The 16,922-nt window shown below is 52.8% G+C and carries 16 protein-coding genes and 4 tRNA genes; 11 read left to right on the top strand and 9 right to left on the bottom strand.

Going from position 1 to position 16,922, the window contains the following annotated elements:
• Window positions 1-42 precede the first annotated feature (42 nt).
• Window positions 43-1,176 carry an NADH:flavorubredoxin reductase NorW gene (gene norW, locus ACJHYW_RS12590; protein ID WP_000064725.1) on the bottom strand — a complete coding sequence of 378 codons (1,134 nt, stop codon included), beginning with the start codon at window positions 1,174-1,176 and terminating at the stop codon, window positions 43-45.
• Window positions 1,173-2,612: an anaerobic nitric oxide reductase flavorubredoxin gene (gene norV / locus ACJHYW_RS12595; RefSeq protein ID WP_000029616.1), complete on the bottom strand. Its 1,440-nt coding sequence runs from the start codon at window positions 2,610-2,612 to the stop codon at window positions 1,173-1,175. The genes norW and norV overlap by 4 nt, the downstream gene beginning before the upstream one ends.
• A 186-nt stretch (window positions 2,613-2,798) precedes the next feature.
• Here norV and norR point away from each other — a divergent pair, with 186 nt between their 5' ends.
• Window positions 2,799-4,313: a nitric oxide reductase transcriptional regulator NorR gene (norR, locus tag ACJHYW_RS12600; RefSeq protein WP_000010736.1), complete on the top strand. Its 1,515-nt coding sequence runs from the start codon at window positions 2,799-2,801 to the stop codon at window positions 4,311-4,313.
• Here the strand turns inward: norR and gutQ are convergent.
• The 7 genes from gutQ to srlA form a co-directional block, all read right to left on the bottom strand.
• Window positions 4,310-5,275 (bottom strand): arabinose-5-phosphate isomerase GutQ, encoded by a 966-nt coding sequence (gene gutQ / locus ACJHYW_RS12605; RefSeq protein ID WP_001287400.1) that lies wholly within the window; start codon window positions 5,273-5,275, stop codon window positions 4,310-4,312. The two genes, norR and gutQ, sit on opposite strands and share 4 nt — an antisense overlap.
• Window positions 5,268-6,041 carry a glucitol operon DNA-binding transcriptional repressor SrlR gene (srlR, locus tag ACJHYW_RS12610; protein ID WP_000804550.1) on the bottom strand — a complete coding sequence of 258 codons (774 nt, stop codon included), beginning with the start codon at window positions 6,039-6,041 and terminating at the stop codon, window positions 5,268-5,270. The genes gutQ and srlR overlap by 8 nt, the downstream gene beginning before the upstream one ends.
• Window positions 6,042-6,107: 66 nt before the next feature.
• Window positions 6,108-6,467 carry a transcriptional regulator GutM gene (gene gutM, locus ACJHYW_RS12615; protein WP_000252908.1) on the bottom strand — a complete coding sequence of 120 codons (360 nt, stop codon included), beginning with the start codon at window positions 6,465-6,467 and terminating at the stop codon, window positions 6,108-6,110.
• Between the two features lie 105 nt (window positions 6,468-6,572).
• Window positions 6,573-7,352 (bottom strand): sorbitol-6-phosphate dehydrogenase, encoded by a 780-nt coding sequence (srlD, locus tag ACJHYW_RS12620; protein WP_001077343.1) that lies wholly within the window; start codon window positions 7,350-7,352, stop codon window positions 6,573-6,575.
• Between the two features lie 3 nt (window positions 7,353-7,355).
• Window positions 7,356-7,727: a PTS glucitol/sorbitol transporter subunit IIA gene (gene srlB / locus ACJHYW_RS12625; RefSeq protein WP_000216213.1), complete on the bottom strand. Its 372-nt coding sequence runs from the start codon at window positions 7,725-7,727 to the stop codon at window positions 7,356-7,358.
• A 10-nt stretch (window positions 7,728-7,737) separates the two neighbouring features.
• Entirely contained in the window at window positions 7,738-8,697 is a 960-nt protein-coding gene (gene srlE / locus ACJHYW_RS12630; RefSeq protein WP_000196926.1) for a PTS glucitol/sorbitol transporter subunit IIB, read from the bottom strand.
• On the bottom strand, window positions 8,694-9,257 hold the full coding sequence (gene srlA / locus ACJHYW_RS12635; protein ID WP_000573321.1) for a PTS glucitol/sorbitol transporter subunit IIC: 564 nt from the start codon (window positions 9,255-9,257) through the stop codon (window positions 8,694-8,696). Before srlA ends, srlE begins: the two co-directional genes overlap by 4 nt.
• Window positions 9,258-9,512: 255 nt before the next feature.
• Between srlA and mltB the strand changes: the two genes are divergently transcribed.
• From mltB to ACJHYW_RS12685, 10 genes are all read left to right on the top strand, one after another.
• The gene (gene mltB, locus ACJHYW_RS12640) at window positions 9,513-10,598 is read left to right on the top strand and encodes a lytic murein transglycosylase B (protein ID WP_001328874.1); all 1,086 of its coding nucleotides are present in this window, start codon (window positions 9,513-9,515) and stop codon (window positions 10,596-10,598) included.
• Window positions 10,599-10,742: 144 nt separating this feature from the next.
• Window positions 10,743-11,240, top strand: a complete 498-nt coding sequence (pncC, locus tag ACJHYW_RS12645; RefSeq protein ID WP_000132231.1) for a nicotinamide-nucleotide amidase — start codon at window positions 10,743-10,745, stop codon at window positions 11,238-11,240.
• Window positions 11,241-11,319: 79 nt separating this feature from the next.
• Window positions 11,320-12,381 (top strand): recombinase RecA, encoded by a 1,062-nt coding sequence (recA, locus tag ACJHYW_RS12650; protein WP_000963143.1) that lies wholly within the window; start codon window positions 11,320-11,322, stop codon window positions 12,379-12,381.
• Window positions 12,382-12,449: 68 nt separating this feature from the next.
• Complete coding sequence (recX, locus tag ACJHYW_RS12655) at window positions 12,450-12,950, top strand: recombination regulator RecX (RefSeq protein ID WP_000140506.1); 501 nt, start codon at window positions 12,450-12,452, stop codon at window positions 12,948-12,950.
• Between the two features lie 128 nt (window positions 12,951-13,078).
• Window positions 13,079-15,709: an alanine--tRNA ligase gene (gene alaS, locus ACJHYW_RS12660; protein WP_000047171.1), complete on the top strand. Its 2,631-nt coding sequence runs from the start codon at window positions 13,079-13,081 to the stop codon at window positions 15,707-15,709.
• A gap of 234 nt (window positions 15,710-15,943) precedes the next feature.
• Window positions 15,944-16,129 carry a carbon storage regulator CsrA gene (gene csrA / locus ACJHYW_RS12665; protein WP_000906486.1) on the top strand — a complete coding sequence of 62 codons (186 nt, stop codon included), beginning with the start codon at window positions 15,944-15,946 and terminating at the stop codon, window positions 16,127-16,129.
• 315 nt (window positions 16,130-16,444) lie between these two features.
• Window positions 16,445-16,537, top strand: a tRNA-Ser gene (locus tag ACJHYW_RS12670).
• A gap of 3 nt (window positions 16,538-16,540) precedes the next feature.
• Window positions 16,541-16,617: transfer RNA gene (locus ACJHYW_RS12675), tRNA-Arg, on the top strand.
• Window positions 16,618-16,681: 64 nt separating this feature from the next.
• A tRNA-Arg gene (locus ACJHYW_RS12680) sits at window positions 16,682-16,758 on the top strand.
• A gap of 62 nt (window positions 16,759-16,820) precedes the next feature.
• A tRNA-Arg gene (locus tag ACJHYW_RS12685) sits at window positions 16,821-16,897 on the top strand.
• The last annotated feature ends 25 nt before the right edge of the window (window positions 16,898-16,922 follow it).

Below are 16,922 nucleotides of genomic sequence, written 5' to 3' on the forward strand. Positions count from 1 at the left end.
CGGACAGTCCCCTCGCCCTTTGGGCGAGGGAGAAAACCATGCCTACATCGGCAACGTTTTCAACAATCCAAACGCCTCTTTCATCCGATCCTCACTGACCACAAAGGCGCGAAGCTGGTCTGTATCGTCAACGCCGCGTGCCACCATTCCCTGATGTTCGGTATTAATTTGCCAGCGTAAATCCTGACGCTGGGTTTCGCCTGCCAGATGCAGCGGTAATTCTGGCGTTTTGATTTTCACCAGCATCGCCGGGAGTTTCAGCGGCGTGTTATTGCCGAGAAGAATTTTTGCCAGCACCATCGCGCTAAGTTGAATCGGCTGGAGGAACGGCAATACCTGACCGTTAATTTCCGCGCAATCGCCCAGCGCATAAATATCGGCATTACTGGTTTGCAGATAACTATCGACGCAAACGCCGCGATTAATCGTCAGCCCGGCGCGTCGTGCCAGGGCGGTTTCCGGGCGCAGCCCGGTGGCGGCAATTACCGCATCCACTTCGATGCTGCGCTGGCGGTCCAGCGTTGCCAGAATGCCAGAATCCGTTTTTTCCAGCCCCTGCAACTGAGATTTTAACAGCAGATGAACGCCCATCTCCGTCAACCGATGCTGCAAGCGGCTGCTTACTTCCGGTGGCATTAACGATGCCAGAATACTGGCAGCGTTGTCGATTAGCGTGACCGCTTTGCCTGCACGACAAAAATCCATCGCCAGTTCGCTACCAATCAAGCCACCGCCAACAATCAACACGCGTCGGGCATCCCGCAGTTGCGTTTCACAGGCGCGATACTCTTGCTGACTATTTAACGTCAGCATTAACTCACGCCCGGGCACTGGCGGGACAAAGGCGCTGGCACCGGTTGCCAGCACTAACTTGTCGTATTGCCACTGATTATTCTGACTTTTCACCACATGGGCTTTGGCATCGATATCCGTTACCCAGGTGTGCGGAAACAGGCGCAGATTAAACTGCCCGGCAAATTCACCTGCCGTCTGGCGGGTAAGGTCGTCGGCACGTTGCCCCTGACTGATAACATGGCTGAGGTCAGGTTTGTTGTACTCATCCATGCTGTCGGCGGCAATCAGGGTTAATGGAATACTGGCGTCCTGTTTGCGAATATTTTTCACCAGTTGGCGGGCGGCGAAGCCCGAACCAATGATCACAATGCCGTTGCTCATTTTGCCTCCGATGCCAGTTCGTCAAAGACGTCTTTGCCGAGAGAGCATTCCGGGCACAGGAAGTTATCCGGGACTTCACTCCACGGCGTTCCTGGCGCAACGTCCTGCATTGGCTCGCCTTTTGCCGGATCGTAAATCCACTGGCAGACGCTGCATTGCATCCGTGGGCCGAGGTCAGCCGTCGTGGCGGCAGAGGTTTCTTCTTTAACCACCGTATTCACCGTGCTCTGCGGCAGCGGCGCGAGCGCCCACTGACGGGCGATTTCGCGACCGTGTTCACGACATAACTCCAGAGCGTCCTGGTCTGGTCGCCATTTGGCTTTCAGGCTAAGCGACATTTCGAAACCCGCATCCTGCAGGCGCGTGGAAAGACGATCCACCGCACCGCCGCTCCAGCCGTGAGAGCCGAAAGCGCTGGCGCGTTTGTTACGGAAGCGTAATCCGGTCATCTCCTCCACCAGCCCGGCGATTTTCGGCATCATCACATTATTCATCGTAGAGGTGCCGACCAGCACGCCTTTTGAGCGGAAGACATTGGTCAGGATTTCGTTTTTATCGCTTCGGGCGACGTTGAAAATTTTCACCGCCACGCGTGGGTCGGTTTCCGCAATCCCCTGGGCGATAGCGTCAGCCATCATGCGGGTGTTATTCGACATGGTGTCGTAGAAAATGGTGATTCTGTCTTCCTGATAATCCGCCGCCCATTTCAGGTACAGCTCGACAATTTGCGTCGGGTTATCGCGCCATACCACGCCGTGAGAGGTCGCTATCATATCGACTGGTAAGTTAAAGCCCAGGATCTCGGTAATTTTCGGCGTTACCAGGCGGCTGAACGGCGTCAGGATATTGGCGTAGTAACGCTGGCACTGCTCGAAAAGCTCCGTCTGATCCACTTCATCGTTGAACAGATGCTCGTCGCAGTAGTGCTGACCGAAAGCATCGTTACTGAACAGCACCGCGTCGCCTGTCAGGTAAGTCATCATGCTGTCCGGCCAGTGCAGCATTGGCGTTTCGACAAAAATGAGCTGTTTGCCGTTGCCGATATCCAGCGTGTCGCCAGTTTTCACCACATTAAAATTCCACTCCGGATGATGGTGATGACCATTTATTGAGTCGATAGCGTTGGCAGTACAATAGATCGGCGTATCGGGAATTTGCGCCATCAGTTCGGTCAGCGCCCCGGCGTGATCCTCTTCAGCATGGTTAATCACGATGTAATCGATATCCGCCAGATCGATTTCATTACGCAGGTTCTGCACAAATTCGCGGCTGAATTTATGGTCGACGGTGTCGATCAGCACGTTTTTTTCTTCACGGATGAGGTAGCTGTTGTAGCTGCTGCCGCGCAGCGTTTTATATTCTGTACCGTGAAAATCACGTACTTCCCAGTCACGTTGACCAACCCAATGAATGTTATTTTTCACCACAATAGACATAGCAACCTCAATTTATTCAGCGTGTTCTAAAAAGATGTCTTGCTAATTGCAGATTGCGTGCCAGTTTTTTATCTGATTGTTTTTACTCTATAAATAAAATTGTGCTCATTAATGAGTAGTCAAAATGACTATCAATAAAATGGTCGATATGACAATATCTATAGTCAAATTGACAGTGAGGCAAAGATGAGTTTTTCCGTTGATGTGCTGGCGAATATCGCCATCGAATTGCAGCGTGGGATTGGTCATCAGGATCGTTTTCAGCGCCTGATCACCACGCTGCGTCAGGTGCTGGAGTGTGATGCCTCTGCGTTGCTACGTTACGACTCGCGGCAGTTTATTCCGCTTGCCATCGACGGGCTGGCGAAGGATGTACTCGGTAGACGCTTTGCGCTGGAAGGGCATCCACGGCTGGAAGCGATTGCCCGCGCCGGGGACGTGGTGCGTTTTCCCGCAGACAGCGAATTGCCCGATCCCTATGACGGTTTGATTCCCGGGCAGGAGAGTCTGAAGGTTCACGCCTGCGTTGGTCTGCCATTGTTTGCCGGGCAAAACCTGATCGGCGCATTGACGCTCGACGGGATGCAGCCCGATCAGTTCGATGTTTTCAGCGACGAAGAGTTACGCCTGATTGCCGCGCTGGCGGCGGGAGCGTTAAGCAATGCGTTGCTGATTGAGCAACTGGAAAGCCAGAATATGCTGCCGGGCGATGCCGCGCCGTTTGAAGCGGTGAAACAGACGCAGATGATTGGCTTGTCGCCAGGCATGACGCAATTGAAAAAAGAGATTGAGATTGTGGCGGCGTCCGATCTCAACGTCCTGATCAGCGGTGAGACTGGAACCGGTAAGGAGCTGGTGGCGAAAGCGATTCATGAAGCCTCGCCACGGGCGGTGAATCCGCTGGTCTATCTCAACTGTGCTGCACTGCCGGAAAGTGTGGCGGAAAGTGAGTTGTTCGGGCATGTGAAAGGAGCGTTTACTGGTGCTATCAGTAACCGCAGCGGGAAGTTTGAAATGGCGGATAACGGCACACTGTTTCTCGATGAGATCGGCGAGTTGTCGTTGGCATTGCAGGCCAAGCTGCTGAGGGTGTTGCAGTATGGCGATATTCAGCGCGTTGGCGATGACCGCAGTTTGCGGGTCGATGTGCGCGTGCTGGCGGCGACTAACCGCGACTTACGCGAAGAGGTGCTGGCAGGGCGATTCCGCGCCGATTTGTTTCATCGCCTGAGCGTGTTTCCACTTTCGGTGCCGCCGCTGCGTGAGCGGGGCGATGATGTCATTCTGCTGGCGGGGTATTTCTGCGAGCAGTGTCGTTTGCGGCTGGGGCTCTCCCGCGTGGTATTAAGTTCCGGGGCGCGGAATTTATTGCAACATTATAGTTTCCCGGGGAACGTGCGCGAACTGGAACATGCTATTCATCGGGCGGTAGTGCTGGCGAGAGCAACCCGCAGCGGCGATGAAGTGATTCTCGAGGCGCAACATTTTGCTTTTCCTGAGGTGACGTTGCCGCCGCGAGAAGCTGCGGCGGTGCCCGTTGTTAAGCAAAATCTGCGTGAAGCGACAGAAGCGTTCCAGCGTGAAACCATTCGCCAGGCACTGGCACAAAATCATCACAACTGGGCTGCCTGCGCGCGAATGCTGGAAACTGACGTCGCCAACCTGCATCGGCTGGCGAAACGTCTGGGATTGAAGGATTAAATAATCCCGGCCTGATAGAAATCCTGCAGGTTAATTGCGCCGGTGAGTTTGCCGTTTTCATCCACCACCGGTGCGGCAGTGATTTTGCGCTTCATCAGGATCTCTTTGGCGTCGATGGCGCGACTTTGTGCCTGTAATGTGGTGCCGCCTGTCGTCATCGCTTCATTAACTGGCGTGGTGAGTGCGCCGCCGCCAACCAGCCAGCGACGTAAATCGCCGTCGGTAAAGACGCCTTGTACCTGTTGTTGAGCGTCACATACCGCCACCAGCCCCAGACCAGTGCGGCTGAGTTCCAGCATCGCATCCATCACGCTGGCGGTTAACGCTACCTGCGGGATAGCGTCATCACGGCGCATCAGATGATGCACTTTATTCAGCAAGCGAGCGCCCAGTGCTCCAGCAGGGTGGGAGCGGGCAAAATCTTCTTCATTAAATCCGCGCGCCTGCATGACCGCCATCGCCAGCGCGTCACCCATCATCAGGGTATTCACGGTGCTGGAGGTCGGCGCAAGGTGCATCGGACAGGCTTCGCGTTCTACGGAGATATCCAGCACCGCTTTCGCCGCCAGGCCCAGCGGTGACGTCGGTTTGCCGGTCATCGCCAGCAGCGCGATAGATTTATCTTCCAGACGCGGAATAATCAGATCCAGTTCCTTCGCGCCACCGGAGTAAGAGATAAACAGCATCACATCGCGGCTTTCGATCATCCCCAGGTCGCCGTGCAATGCCTCTGCCGGATGGACAAAAAAGGCAGGAGTGCCGGTGCTGGCAAGCGTTGCGGCGATTTTCTTACCAATGTGGCCCGATTTGCCAATTCCCGAAACCACCACTTTGCCTTCGCAGTGCAGGATGATATTGGCGGCGCGAACAAAATCATCGCCCAGACGTTCCGGTAAATGGCTTGCTTCCTGCAACTCCAGCATTAACGTCTGACGTCCCGCGTTCAGTAGTGCTTCACTCATTGCTCTCTCCGGTTATGATCACGTCGATCCCTTTTTCTTCCAGCGCCTGACGAAACGCTGGATCGATACCTGCGTCGGTAATCAGCTTATCGACGCTTTCAAGACTACAAACCACGTTGGGGCTTTTACGACCAAACTTCGATGAGTCAGCCATCAAAATCACTTCGCGCGCGGCATTACACATCGCCTTACTGACGGTATAGACCTCGTTGAAGGTGGTTACGCCCGCATTGAGATCGATGCCGTCAGTGCCCATGAACAATTTGTCGAAGGTGAAATGCTCGAAGGCATTCTCTGCCAGTTGCCCGTGAAATGAGGCCGATTTTTTGCGAAATGTTCCGCCTGGCATCAGGATAGTTTGTTCGTTATCCAGTTCGGATAGCGCATTGACGATATGCAGGCTGTTGGTCATCACTGTGATGTTATTAAAGCGCGAGAGCAGGGGAACCATCTGCAAAACGGTACTGCCAGCATCAAGAATGATCGAATCGCCATCATGGATAAAACTAACGGCAGCTTCTGCAATCAGCTCTTTCTTGTGGGTGTTGATGAGTGTTTTATGATCGATAGGCGGATCGGATTCCTCTTTATTCAACACCACTCCGCCATAAGTACGAATGACGGTTCCGGCATGTTCCAGAATGACCAGATCTTTGCGAATGGTTGTGCCTGTGGTGTCAAAGTATTGCGCCAATTCTTCAACCGAGCATTTACCCTGCTTTTGCAGATACTCCAGAATGGCGGCCTGACGCTGACGAGGTTTCATGGGCGTGATTACCTGATTTAGGTTTCAAAATGATAACTTCGCAAGCAAGTAACATTCACAACGAAATTATCCACGTTTCAGTTTAAGCGCCAATGATAGAGCATTCTGTGATAGTGGATCATGGGGAAAGATCACATCGGGCTGTAAATCACCCGCATGCATACCGGTAATTGCGGGAATTTTTTGCGGTCGGGCGAAGACGGTCAGTCCTTTCATAAACAAGGTGTCGACGATGCGTTGCTGATCGTCCAGCGCGATGGCGACCACGACCCGCGGTTTAAAGCGCCCGCTGGAACGGCCCACGCCAACCCGCCCTTGCTGGCATAGCGTGTCGAAGGCACGGTTAAAACGAGAAATTTGCCAACCGCCTAAGGCCAGTTGCGCACACCAGGCGATAACGGCGACGGTGATGAGTGCGGATACCATAACTTCTCCGTAATGTAGTGGCGGAAGTCCTGTAGACCTGATAAGCGTAGCGCATCAGGCATTCTATTAGTCGCGCGGAGATCCTTAAAAGATCTCCGCTGTTGATCAGAACATCACCTGACCGCCGGTGACATTGATCGACTGACCAGTGCAGTACGACGCCTTAGGACTGGCGTAGAACAGCAGCATATTCAGCACATCCTGATAATCGCAGCCGCGTTTGAGCGGTACTTTATCGATGTAATACTGCTCGACTTGCTCCGGTTTGATACCCAGCTTGGTCGCGTATTGTGGCAACAGTGACTGGAACATAGGCGATTTCAGCAGGTTACCGAGCATCAGCGAATGCACCGTAATGCCGTACTCCGCCAGATCCAGCGCCAGTGATTGAGTCAGCCCGACGCCACCAAATTTCGCTGCGCTGTAGCCAGAGTTGTGTTTGCTGCCCACTTTGCCGGATTTCGAGTTGATCTGAATAATGCGACCCTGAATCCCGTCGCGGATCATCAAACGCGAAAATTCACGGGCACACAGGAAATAGCCCACCAGATTCACCTGTAGCGAGCGGTCAAAATCTCCAAGCTGGAAATCGCTGATAAAGGCTGCTTTTGCTATTCCGGCGCTGTAGACCAGTAAATCCACGCGACCAAAGATTTCATCTACCCCACGAGAAAGCGCCAGAACGCTTTGCTCGCTGGTGGCGTCAGCACCAAAACCGTACGCCATACCTTCACCATATTCGGCGTTAATTTCTTGTGCCACATTTGCGGCTTTGTCGCTCTGAATATCGACAACCGCGACGCGATACCCCTCGGCAGCCAGACCGTGGCACAGGAACGCGCCTAATGTTTGCCCACCACCGATGACAACGGCAACCTGATTCATTTTTTACTCCTTAACAGATTCAAACTTCAAAACCGATCCCGGCGCGATATCGTCGGGTACAGGGCCTGCCACATGGACAGTGCCCGGAAATTCCGCTTCGCTTAAACCATCGAAGCGCAGGGTGACATGACCCAGTTCGCGAAGGTTGTCTTCCGCCACGCTGCCAACGGCGGTCACCGGATAGCGATGCCGCCCGAGCGTAAATTGCAAACCGGGATGGAGTGCACCTTTCAACTCGCCGTGGCAATGGATGAAGCAATACTCTTCGAGATCCGCCGGCGCGCCTTCACGAAAGGTGATGAGCATCTGGTCGCTAAGGGCGTCCGTGGCACTCGCGCCGATACGGGTGATGGTGGTCTGATAAATAACGGTCATGTTTCAGCCTCTATTGATAGATAAAACCGGAGACAAACCAGGCGATCAGTACAGTTGGCGCGCCGGTTAAAAAGCGGCTCACCAGAACAGAAGGGACACCGACGCGAACCGTGTCCTGACGAGCTTCCGCCAGCGACAAACCGACCGGGATGAAGTCGCAGGCCGCCTGCGCGTTGATGGCAAACAGTGCAGGTAAAGCCAGATGCGGCGGAATATTGCCGAGACCAATCTGCACGCCAATCAATACGCCGATAACCTGTGCGATAACTGCGCCTGGGCCGAGGAAAGGTGAAAGCAGCGGGAAGGAGCAGATGAGCGCCAGCATGACCAGCCCCAGTGGATGGCTCGCCAGCGGAGCAAGACCGTGGGCAATCCAGTCGCCAAGACCGGAAGCCATAATGATGCCGATAAGCGCCGAGACGAACGCCATAAACGGCAGAATGGTTTTTAATACCGTGTCGATGGTGTCACGACCAGATTGAAACAACACGGCAACGGCAGAACCCATACCCATTCCCACCTTCGCCAGTAAACCATCGCTTTGTTCGGTGATTTTCTTGCTGGTGTCATAGTCACGGCCCACGGAAGAGGGTTGTGGTGTCGCATCACCCACTACAGTGATGTTTTCTTCTTTTACGCCAGAGACATAAATATCTTCCACAATGTACTGCGCCAGCGGGCCGGACTTGCCCGTCGAGTGGATATTAATGGTGGGAATACGCCGTTTCGGATAGATGCCACAGCGTAATGTGCCGCCACAGTCGATTACCGCGACACCAATTTCCGCCTCCGCGGGTTCACCTTCTTTAAATCCGTCAATAGCCTGCCAGCCAGTAAGCTGTGCCAGTTTGTCAACAATCGCAGGCCGGGTACCGGCGGTGATATAGACGATTTTTTTTCCCGGTTTGGCTTCCAGCTCAAGCGGGCCGCCCCAGCCACCCGTTCCTTTTTCGATCCGAATACGCGTCATGATGTTGCTCCTGCCAGATGAACTTTTTGTTCAAGTTGAATGCCCATCTTTTTCTCAAAAATGGCGGTGGTCAGATCGGTCACCCAGCCGCGGAAGAAGTTGGTGACCAGACCAACCAGCAGATAACTCACCGCCAGTGGGCCAAGTGGCAGATTCAGTGTTGTCAGACCGCTGGCAATGCCAAGATAAACAAACAGTTCGCCAGGGTTGATATGGGGGAAGAGGCCATTCATTGAGTGGCAGCTATAAGAGGCCGCCGCGTAATAGCTGGGTTTGTACTTTTCCGGCATAAAGCGACCCAGGCTTAAGGTCATCGGATTGCAAAAGACAAACGTGCCAATGCACGGTAACAGCAGGTAACGGGAAACAGGGTTACCGGCGCAACGTTGAGCAAAACGTTCAATACGATGCTGACCGATAAAATTAATCAGTGCGTTCATGATAACCAACAGGCTAATCAACAGCGGAAGAATGCCGGTCACCATCCCGGTAAACACCTCTCCGCCCTTTTGGAACAGCCCGATAAACCACTCTGCACCATGAGTAATGGTTTCTATCATTGTTCTCTCCTTCAGGATTTATTGTTTTATTACCAAACGGCAATCTAATCTAATCAGATTGAAAGATTTAAAAGTGTTATTTTGATCGCAAAATGAAAGATAAATATTTTAATTTGAAAGTTTGAATAAAAGGATAGCGAGGAGAATGAGTTGAGTTATGTAAAGTCCGTATCGGGCAGTGACTACCGCTTCCTTGTGCGGGGCGTGATGCTTTACCATACTTGCCCCTGGTTGAATCTGTTAAATGGACCCCTCATGTTCAAGCGTCGTTATGTAACATTGCTTCCCCTTTTTGTGTTGCTTGCCGCCTGTAGCAGCAAGCCAAAACCTACTGAGACTGAAACGACCACCGGAACGCCGTCTGGCGGCTTCCTGCTTGAGCCGCAGCACAATGTGATGCAGATGGGCGGTGACTTCGCCAATAACCCGAATGCCCAGCAGTTCATCGACAAAATGGTGAACAAACACGGTTTCGATCGTCAGCAGTTGCAGGAAATTCTCTCCCAGGCGAAACGTCTGGATTCGGTACTGCGGCTGATGGATAACCAGGCACCAACCACATCGGTGAAACCGCCATCAGGTCCGAACGGCGCATGGCTGCGTTATCGCAAAAAATTTATTACGCCGGACAACGTGCAGAATGGTGTGGTTTTCTGGAATCAGTATGAAGATGCGTTGAATCGCGCGTGGCAGGTGTATGGCGTACCGCCGGAAATTATCGTCGGGATTATCGGCGTTGAAACCCGCTGGGGGCGCGTGATGGGGAAAACCCGTATCCTCGATGCGCTGGCAACGCTGTCATTTAACTACCCACGCCGCGCGGAGTATTTCTCTGGCGAGCTGGAAACTTTCCTGCTGATGGCGCGCGATGAGCAGGACGATCCGCTCAATCTGAAAGGTTCCTTTGCCGGGGCGATGGGCTACGGACAGTTTATGCCGTCGTCTTACAAACAATATGCGGTAGATTTCAGCGGCGACGGGCATATCAACCTGTGGGATCCGGTTGATGCCATTGGTAGTGTGGCGAACTATTTCAAAGCGCACGGCTGGGTGAAAGGCGATCAGGTCGCGGTAATGGCAAACGGTCAGGCTCCAGGCTTGCCAAATGGCTTCAAAACCAAGTACAGCATTTCGCAGCTTGCCGCGGCAGGTTTAACGCCACAGCAGCCGCTGGGCAACCATCAACAAGCCAGCCTGCTGCGTCTGGATGTTGGAACAGGTTACCAGTACTGGTACGGTCTGCCGAACTTCTACACCATTACCCGTTATAACCACAGCACCCATTACGCAATGGCGGTCTGGCAGTTAGGACAAGCCGTGGCGCTGGCGCGCGTGCAGTAACTATTTGCAAGAGGGGAGCGTGAGCTTCCCTCTGGCTAATCAGCTTTTTTCTGAATCCTCCTCGTAAAATTGCAACGCCAACACCATCTTCCTGACGAAAGTGCTATCTTGTCCGGCATAAATTTTTGACTGACAGAGGTTGTGATGACTGACAGTGAACTGATGCAGTTAAGCGAACAGGTTGGGCAGGCGCTGAAAGCCCGTGGCGCAACCGTAACAACTGCTGAGTCTTGTACCGGCGGTTGGGTAGCGAAAGTGATTACCGATATTGCCGGCAGTTCCGCCTGGTTTGAACGCGGATTTGTCACCTACAGTAACGAAGCAAAAGCGCAAATGATCGGTGTACGCGAAGAGACGCTGGCGCAGCATGGTGCGGTGAGCGAACCTGTCGTGGTGGAAATGGCGATAGGCGCACTGAAAGCGGCTCGTGCTGATTACGCCGTGTCTATTAGTGGTATCGCCGGGCCGGATGGCGGCAGTGAAGAGAAGCCTGTCGGCACCGTCTGGTTTGCTTTTGCCACCGCCCGCGGCGAAGGTATTACCCGCCGGGAATGCTTCAGCGGTGACCGTGATGCGGTGCGTCGTCAGGCTACTGCGTATGCATTGCAGACCTTGTGGCAACAATTTCTACAAAACACTTGATACTGTATGAGCATACAGTATAATTGCTTCAACAGAACATATTGACTATCCGGTATTACCCGGCATGACAGGAGTAAAAATGGCTATCGACGAAAACAAACAGAAAGCGTTGGCGGCAGCACTGGGCCAGATTGAGAAACAATTTGGTAAAGGCTCCATCATGCGCCTGGGTGAAGACCGTTCCATGGATGTGGAAACCATCTCTACCGGTTCGCTTTCACTGGATATCGCGCTTGGGGCAGGTGGTCTGCCGATGGGCCGTATCGTCGAAATCTACGGACCGGAATCTTCCGGTAAAACCACGCTGACGTTGCAGGTGATCGCCGCAGCCCAGCGCGAAGGTAAAACTTGTGCGTTTATCGATGCTGAACACGCGCTGGACCCAATCTACGCACGTAAACTGGGCGTCGATATCGACAACCTGCTGTGCTCCCAGCCGGACACCGGCGAGCAGGCACTGGAAATCTGTGACGCCCTGGCGCGTTCTGGCGCAGTAGACGTTATCGTCGTTGACTCCGTGGCGGCACTGACGCCGAAAGCGGAAATCGAAGGCGAAATCGGCGACTCTCACATGGGCCTTGCGGCACGTATGATGAGCCAGGCGATGCGTAAGCTGGCGGGTAACCTGAAGCAGTCCAACACGCTGCTGATCTTCATCAACCAGATCCGTATGAAAATTGGTGTGATGTTCGGTAACCCGGAAACCACTACCGGTGGTAACGCGCTGAAATTCTACGCCTCTGTTCGTCTCGACATCCGTCGTATCGGCGCGGTGAAAGAGGGCGAAAACGTGGTGGGTAGCGAAACCCGCGTGAAAGTGGTGAAGAACAAAATCGCTGCGCCGTTTAAACAGGCTGAATTCCAGATCCTCTACGGCGAAGGTATCAACTTCTACGGCGAGCTGGTTGACCTGGGCGTGAAAGAGAAGCTGATCGAGAAAGCAGGCGCGTGGTACAGCTACAAAGGTGAGAAGATCGGTCAGGGTAAAGCGAATGCGACTGCCTGGCTGAAAGACAACCCGGAAACCGCGAAAGAGATCGAGAAGAAAGTACGTGAGTTGCTGCTGAGCAACCCGAACTCAACGCCGGATTTCTCTGTAGATGACAGCGAAGGCGTAGCAGAAACTAACGAAGATTTTTAATCGTCTTGTTTGATACACAAGGGTCGCATCTGCGGCCCTTTTGCTTTTTTAAGTTGTAAGGATATGCCATGACAGAATCAACATCCCGTCGCCCGGCATATGCTCGCCTGTTGGATCGTGCGGTACGCATTCTGGCGGTGCGCGATCACAGTGAGCAAGAACTGCGACGTAAACTCGCGGCACCGATTATGGGCAAAAATGGCCCGGAAGAGATTGATGCCACGGCAGAAGATTACGAGCGTGTTATTGCCTGGTGCCATGAACATGGCTATCTCGATGACAGCCGATTTGTTGCGCGCTTTATCGCCAGCCGTAGCCGCAAAGGTTATGGACCTGCGCGTATTCGTCAGGAACTGAATCAGAAAGGTATTTCCCGCGAAGCGACAGAAAAAGCGATGCGTGAATGTGACATCGACTGGTGCGCACTGGCGCGCGATCAGGCGACGCGAAAATATGGCGAACCTTTGCCAACTGTCTTTTCAGAAAAAGTTAAGATCCAGCGTTTTCTGCTCTATCGTGGCTATCTGATGGAAGATATCCAGGATATTTGGCGAAATTTTGCCGACTGAACGCATACGGGATTTTACTTCCCAGTCAAGAAAACTTATCTTATTCCCACTTTTCAGTTACCAGCCGGGCGGTTAACGACACGCAACGGCTGGTAGCGATATTTCGTTAGCTTGATTTCAGGATAATTATGAGCAAGAGCACCGCTGAGATCCGTCAGGCGTTTCTCGACTTTTTCCATAGTAAGGGACATCAGGTAGTTGCCAGCAGCTCCCTGGTACCCCATAACGACCCAACTTTGTTGTTTACCAACGCCGGGATGAACCAGTTCAAGGATGTGTTCCTTGGGCTCGACAAGCGTAATTATTCCCGCGCTACCACTTCCCAACGCTGCGTGCGTGCGGGTGGTAAACACAACGACCTGGAAAACGTCGGTTACACCGCGCGTCACCATACCTTCTTCGAAATGCTGGGCAACTTCAGCTTCGGCGACTATTTCAAACACGATGCCATTCAGTTTGCATGGGAACTGCTGACCAGTGAAAAATGGTTTGCCCTGCCGAAAGAGCGTCTGTGGGTTACCGTCTATGAAAGCGACGACGAAGCCTACGAAATCTGGGAAAAAGAAGTAGGGATCCCGCGCGAACGTATTATTCGCATCGGCGATAACAAAGGTGCGCCATACGCATCTGACAACTTCTGGCAGATGGGTGACACTGGTCCGTGCGGCCCGTGCACCGAAATCTTCTACGATCACGGCGACCACATTTGGGGTGGCCCTCCGGGAAGTCCGGAAGAAGACGGCGACCGCTACATTGAGATCTGGAACATCGTCTTCATGCAGTTCAACCGCCAGGCCGATGGCACGATGGAACCGCTGCCGAAGCCGTCTGTAGATACCGGTATGGGTCTGGAGCGTATTGCTGCGGTGCTGCAACACGTTAACTCTAACTATGACATCGACCTGTTCCGCACGTTGATCCAGGCGGTAGCGAAAGTCACTGGCGCGACCGATCTGAGCAATAAATCGCTGCGCGTAATCGCAGACCACATTCGTTCTTGTGCGTTCCTGATCGCGGATGGCGTAATGCCGTCCAATGAAAACCGTGGTTATGTACTGCGTCGTATCATTCGTCGCGCAGTGCGTCACGGTAATATGCTCGGCGCGAAAGAAACCTTCTTCTACAAACTGGTTGGTCCGCTGATCGACGTTATGGGCTCTGCGGGTGAAGACCTGAAACGCCAGCAGGCGCAGGTTGAGCAGGTGCTGAAGACTGAAGAAGAGCAGTTTGCCCGTACTCTGGAGCGCGGTCTGGCGCTGCTGGACGAAGAGCTGGCAAAACTTTCTGGTGATACGCTGGATGGTGAAACTGCTTTCCGTCTGTACGACACCTATGGCTTCCCGGTTGACCTGACGGCTGATGTTTGTCGTGAGCGCAACATCAAAGTTGACGAAGCTGGATTTGAAGCAGCAATGGAAGAGCAGCGTCGTCGTGCGCGCGAAGCCAGCGGCTTTGGTGCCGATTACAACGCAATGATCCGTGTTGACAGTGCATCTGAATTTAAAGGCTATGACCATCTGGAACTGAACGGCAAAGTGACCGCGCTGTTTGTTGATGGTAAAGCGGTTGATGCCATCAATGCAGGCCAGGAAGCTGTGGTCGTGCTGGATCAAACGCCATTCTATGCGGAATCCGGCGGTCAGGTTGGTGATAAAGGCGAACTGAAAGGCGCTAACTTCTCCTTTGCGGTGGAAGATACGCAGAAATACGGCCAGGCGATTGGTCACATCGGTAAACTTGCTGCGGGTTCTCTGAAAGTGGGCGACGCGGTGCAGGCTGATGTTGATGAAGCTCGTCGCGCCCGTATTCGTCTGAATCACTCCGCAACGCACCTGATGCACGCGGCGCTGCGCCAGGTTCTGGGTACTCATGTATCGCAGAAAGGTTCACTGGTTAACGACAAAGTGCTGCGCTTCGACTTCTCACACAACGAAGCGATGAAACCGGAAGAGATTCGTGCGGTCGAAGACCTGGTGAACGCACAGATTCGCCGTAACTTGCCGATCGAAACCAACATCATGGATCTCGAAGCGGCGAAAGCGAAAGGTGCGATGGCGCTGTTCGGCGAGAAGTATGATGAGCGCGTACGCGTGCTGAGCATGGGCGATTTCTCCACCGAGTTGTGTGGCGGTACTCACGCCAGCCGCACTGGTGATATTGGTCTGTTCCGCATCATCTCTGAATCGGGTACTGCTGCAGGCGTTCGTCGTATCGAAGCGGTAACCGGAGAAGGCGCTATCGCCACCGTTCATGCAGACAGTGATCGCTTAAGCGAAGTCGCGCATCTGCTGAAAGGCGATAGCAATAATCTGGCTGATAAAGTGCGTTCAGTACTGGAACGTACGCGTCAGTTGGAAAAAGAGTTACAACAGCTTAAAGAACAAGCTGCCGCACAGGAGAGCGCAAATCTTTCCAGTAAGGCAATTGATGTTAATGGTGTTAAGCTGTTGGTTAGCGAGCTTAGCGGTGTTGAGCCGAAAATGTTGCGTACCATGGTTGACGATTTAAAAAATCAGCTGGGGTCGACAATTATCGTGCTGGCAACGGTAGTCGAAGGTAAGGTTTCTCTGATTGCAGGCGTATCTAAGGACGTCACAGATCGTGTGAAAGCAGGGGAGCTGATTGGTATGGTCGCTCAGCAGGTGGGCGGCAAGGGTGGTGGACGTCCTGACATGGCGCAAGCCGGTGGTACGGATGCTGCGGCCTTACCTGCAGCGTTAGCCAGTGTGAAAGGCTGGGTCAGCGCGAAATTGCAATAATATAAGCGTCAGGCAATGCCGTGGACTCGCTTCACGGCATTCGCATTAACGCTATCGACAACGATAAAGTCAGGTTGAAGTTGTGTATATCGGCTAAACTTAGGTTTAACAGAATGTAATGCCATGACTGCTTAGATGTAATGTGTTTGTCATTGCTTACTTTTTGGCGTTATATGATGGATAATGCCGGGATACAGAGAGACCCGACTCTTTTAATCTTTCAAGGAGCAAAGAATGCTGATTCTGACTCGTCGAGTTGGTGAGACCCTCATGATTGGGGATGAGGTCACCGTGACAGTTTTAGGGGTAAAGGGCAACCAGGTACGTATTGGCGTAAATGCCCCGAAGGAAGTTTCTGTTCACCGTGAAGAGATCTACCAGCGTATCCAGGCTGAAAAATCCCAGCAGTCCAGTTACTAATCTTTCCGCGTCTCATCTTTATCGGTGAGACGCACCCTCAAAATTTCTCTTTCACTCCATTGTCTTTTCGCTTTACTCCCGTTCATTCAACTTAAGTCTCCATTTTTTTGCATTACTGCTATCTGTCAGACCTCCGTTTTTCTGTTGATAAAACACTCTTTTTGACGTTTTTACAGACTAATTGAGCGTGAAGTGTGCAAACGATAAAAGTGTGGGAAAAATTGTTTGACTTATAAGTCTCAGAAAGTAATATGTGCGCCACGCAGCGACGATGAGCGATAAACAAGTTCTTCGAAGCACTCGTAAGAGGCGTGTGGTGAGGTGGCCGAGAGGCTGAAGGCGCTCCCCTGCTAAGGGAGTATGCGGTCAAAAGCTGCATCCGGGGTTCGAATCCCCGCCTCACCGCCATTTGCATCCGTAGCTCAGCTGGATAGAGTACTCGGCTACGAACCGAGCGGTCGGAGGTTCGAATCCTCCCGGATGCACCATCTCTTACTTGATACGGCTTTAGTGGCGGTATCAAAAAATCTGCAGTAAAGTAAGTTTCCCGATGCATCCGTAGCTCAGCTGGATAGAGTACTCGGCTACGAACCGAGCGGTCGGAGGTTCGAATCCTCCCGGATGCACCATCTCTTACTTGATATGGCTTTAGTAGCGGTATCAATATCAGCAGTAAAATAAATTTCCCGATGCATCCGTAGCTCAGCTGGATAGAGTACTCGGCTACGAACCGAGCGGTCGGAGGTTCGAATCCTCCCGGATGCACCATCTCTTACTTGATATGGCTTTAGTA

Origin of the sequence: Escherichia sp. WS3063 (genome assembly GCF_046486595.1) — a bacterium.
GTDB lineage: Bacteria > Pseudomonadota > Gammaproteobacteria > Enterobacterales > Enterobacteriaceae > Escherichia > Escherichia coli.

Excerpts from the sequence above, each read along its gene's own strand:
- srlA (WP_000573321.1), bottom strand. The coding sequence starts at position 9,257 with ATGATAGAAACCATTACTCATGGTGCAGAGTGGTTTATCGGGCTGTTC.
- srlB (WP_000216213.1), bottom strand. The coding sequence starts at position 7,727 with ATGACCGTTATTTATCAGACCACCATCACCCGTATCGGCGCGAGTGCC.
- gutQ (WP_001287400.1), bottom strand. The coding sequence starts at position 5,275 with ATGAGTGAAGCACTACTGAACGCGGGACGTCAGACGTTAATGCTGGAG.
- srlE (WP_000196926.1), bottom strand. The coding sequence starts at position 8,697 with ATGACGCGTATTCGGATCGAAAAAGGAACGGGTGGCTGGGGCGGCCCG.
- alaS (WP_000047171.1), top strand. The coding sequence starts at position 13,079 with ATGAGCAAGAGCACCGCTGAGATCCGTCAGGCGTTTCTCGACTTTTTC.
- mltB (WP_001328874.1), top strand. The coding sequence starts at position 9,513 with ATGTTCAAGCGTCGTTATGTAACATTGCTTCCCCTTTTTGTGTTGCTT.
- norR (WP_000010736.1), top strand. The coding sequence starts at position 2,799 with ATGAGTTTTTCCGTTGATGTGCTGGCGAATATCGCCATCGAATTGCAG.
- recA (WP_000963143.1), top strand. The coding sequence starts at position 11,320 with ATGGCTATCGACGAAAACAAACAGAAAGCGTTGGCGGCAGCACTGGGC.
- recX (WP_000140506.1), top strand. The coding sequence starts at position 12,450 with ATGACAGAATCAACATCCCGTCGCCCGGCATATGCTCGCCTGTTGGAT.
- pncC (WP_000132231.1), top strand. The coding sequence starts at position 10,743 with ATGACTGACAGTGAACTGATGCAGTTAAGCGAACAGGTTGGGCAGGCG.
- gutM (WP_000252908.1), bottom strand. The coding sequence starts at position 6,467 with ATGGTATCCGCACTCATCACCGTCGCCGTTATCGCCTGGTGTGCGCAA.
- srlD (WP_001077343.1), bottom strand. The coding sequence starts at position 7,352 with ATGAATCAGGTTGCCGTTGTCATCGGTGGTGGGCAAACATTAGGCGCG.
- csrA (WP_000906486.1), top strand. The coding sequence starts at position 15,944 with ATGCTGATTCTGACTCGTCGAGTTGGTGAGACCCTCATGATTGGGGAT.
- srlR (WP_000804550.1), bottom strand. The coding sequence starts at position 6,041 with ATGAAACCTCGTCAGCGTCAGGCCGCCATTCTGGAGTATCTGCAAAAG.
- norW (WP_000064725.1), bottom strand. The coding sequence starts at position 1,176 with ATGAGCAACGGCATTGTGATCATTGGTTCGGGCTTCGCCGCCCGCCAA.
- norV (WP_000029616.1), bottom strand. The coding sequence starts at position 2,612 with ATGTCTATTGTGGTGAAAAATAACATTCATTGGGTTGGTCAACGTGAC.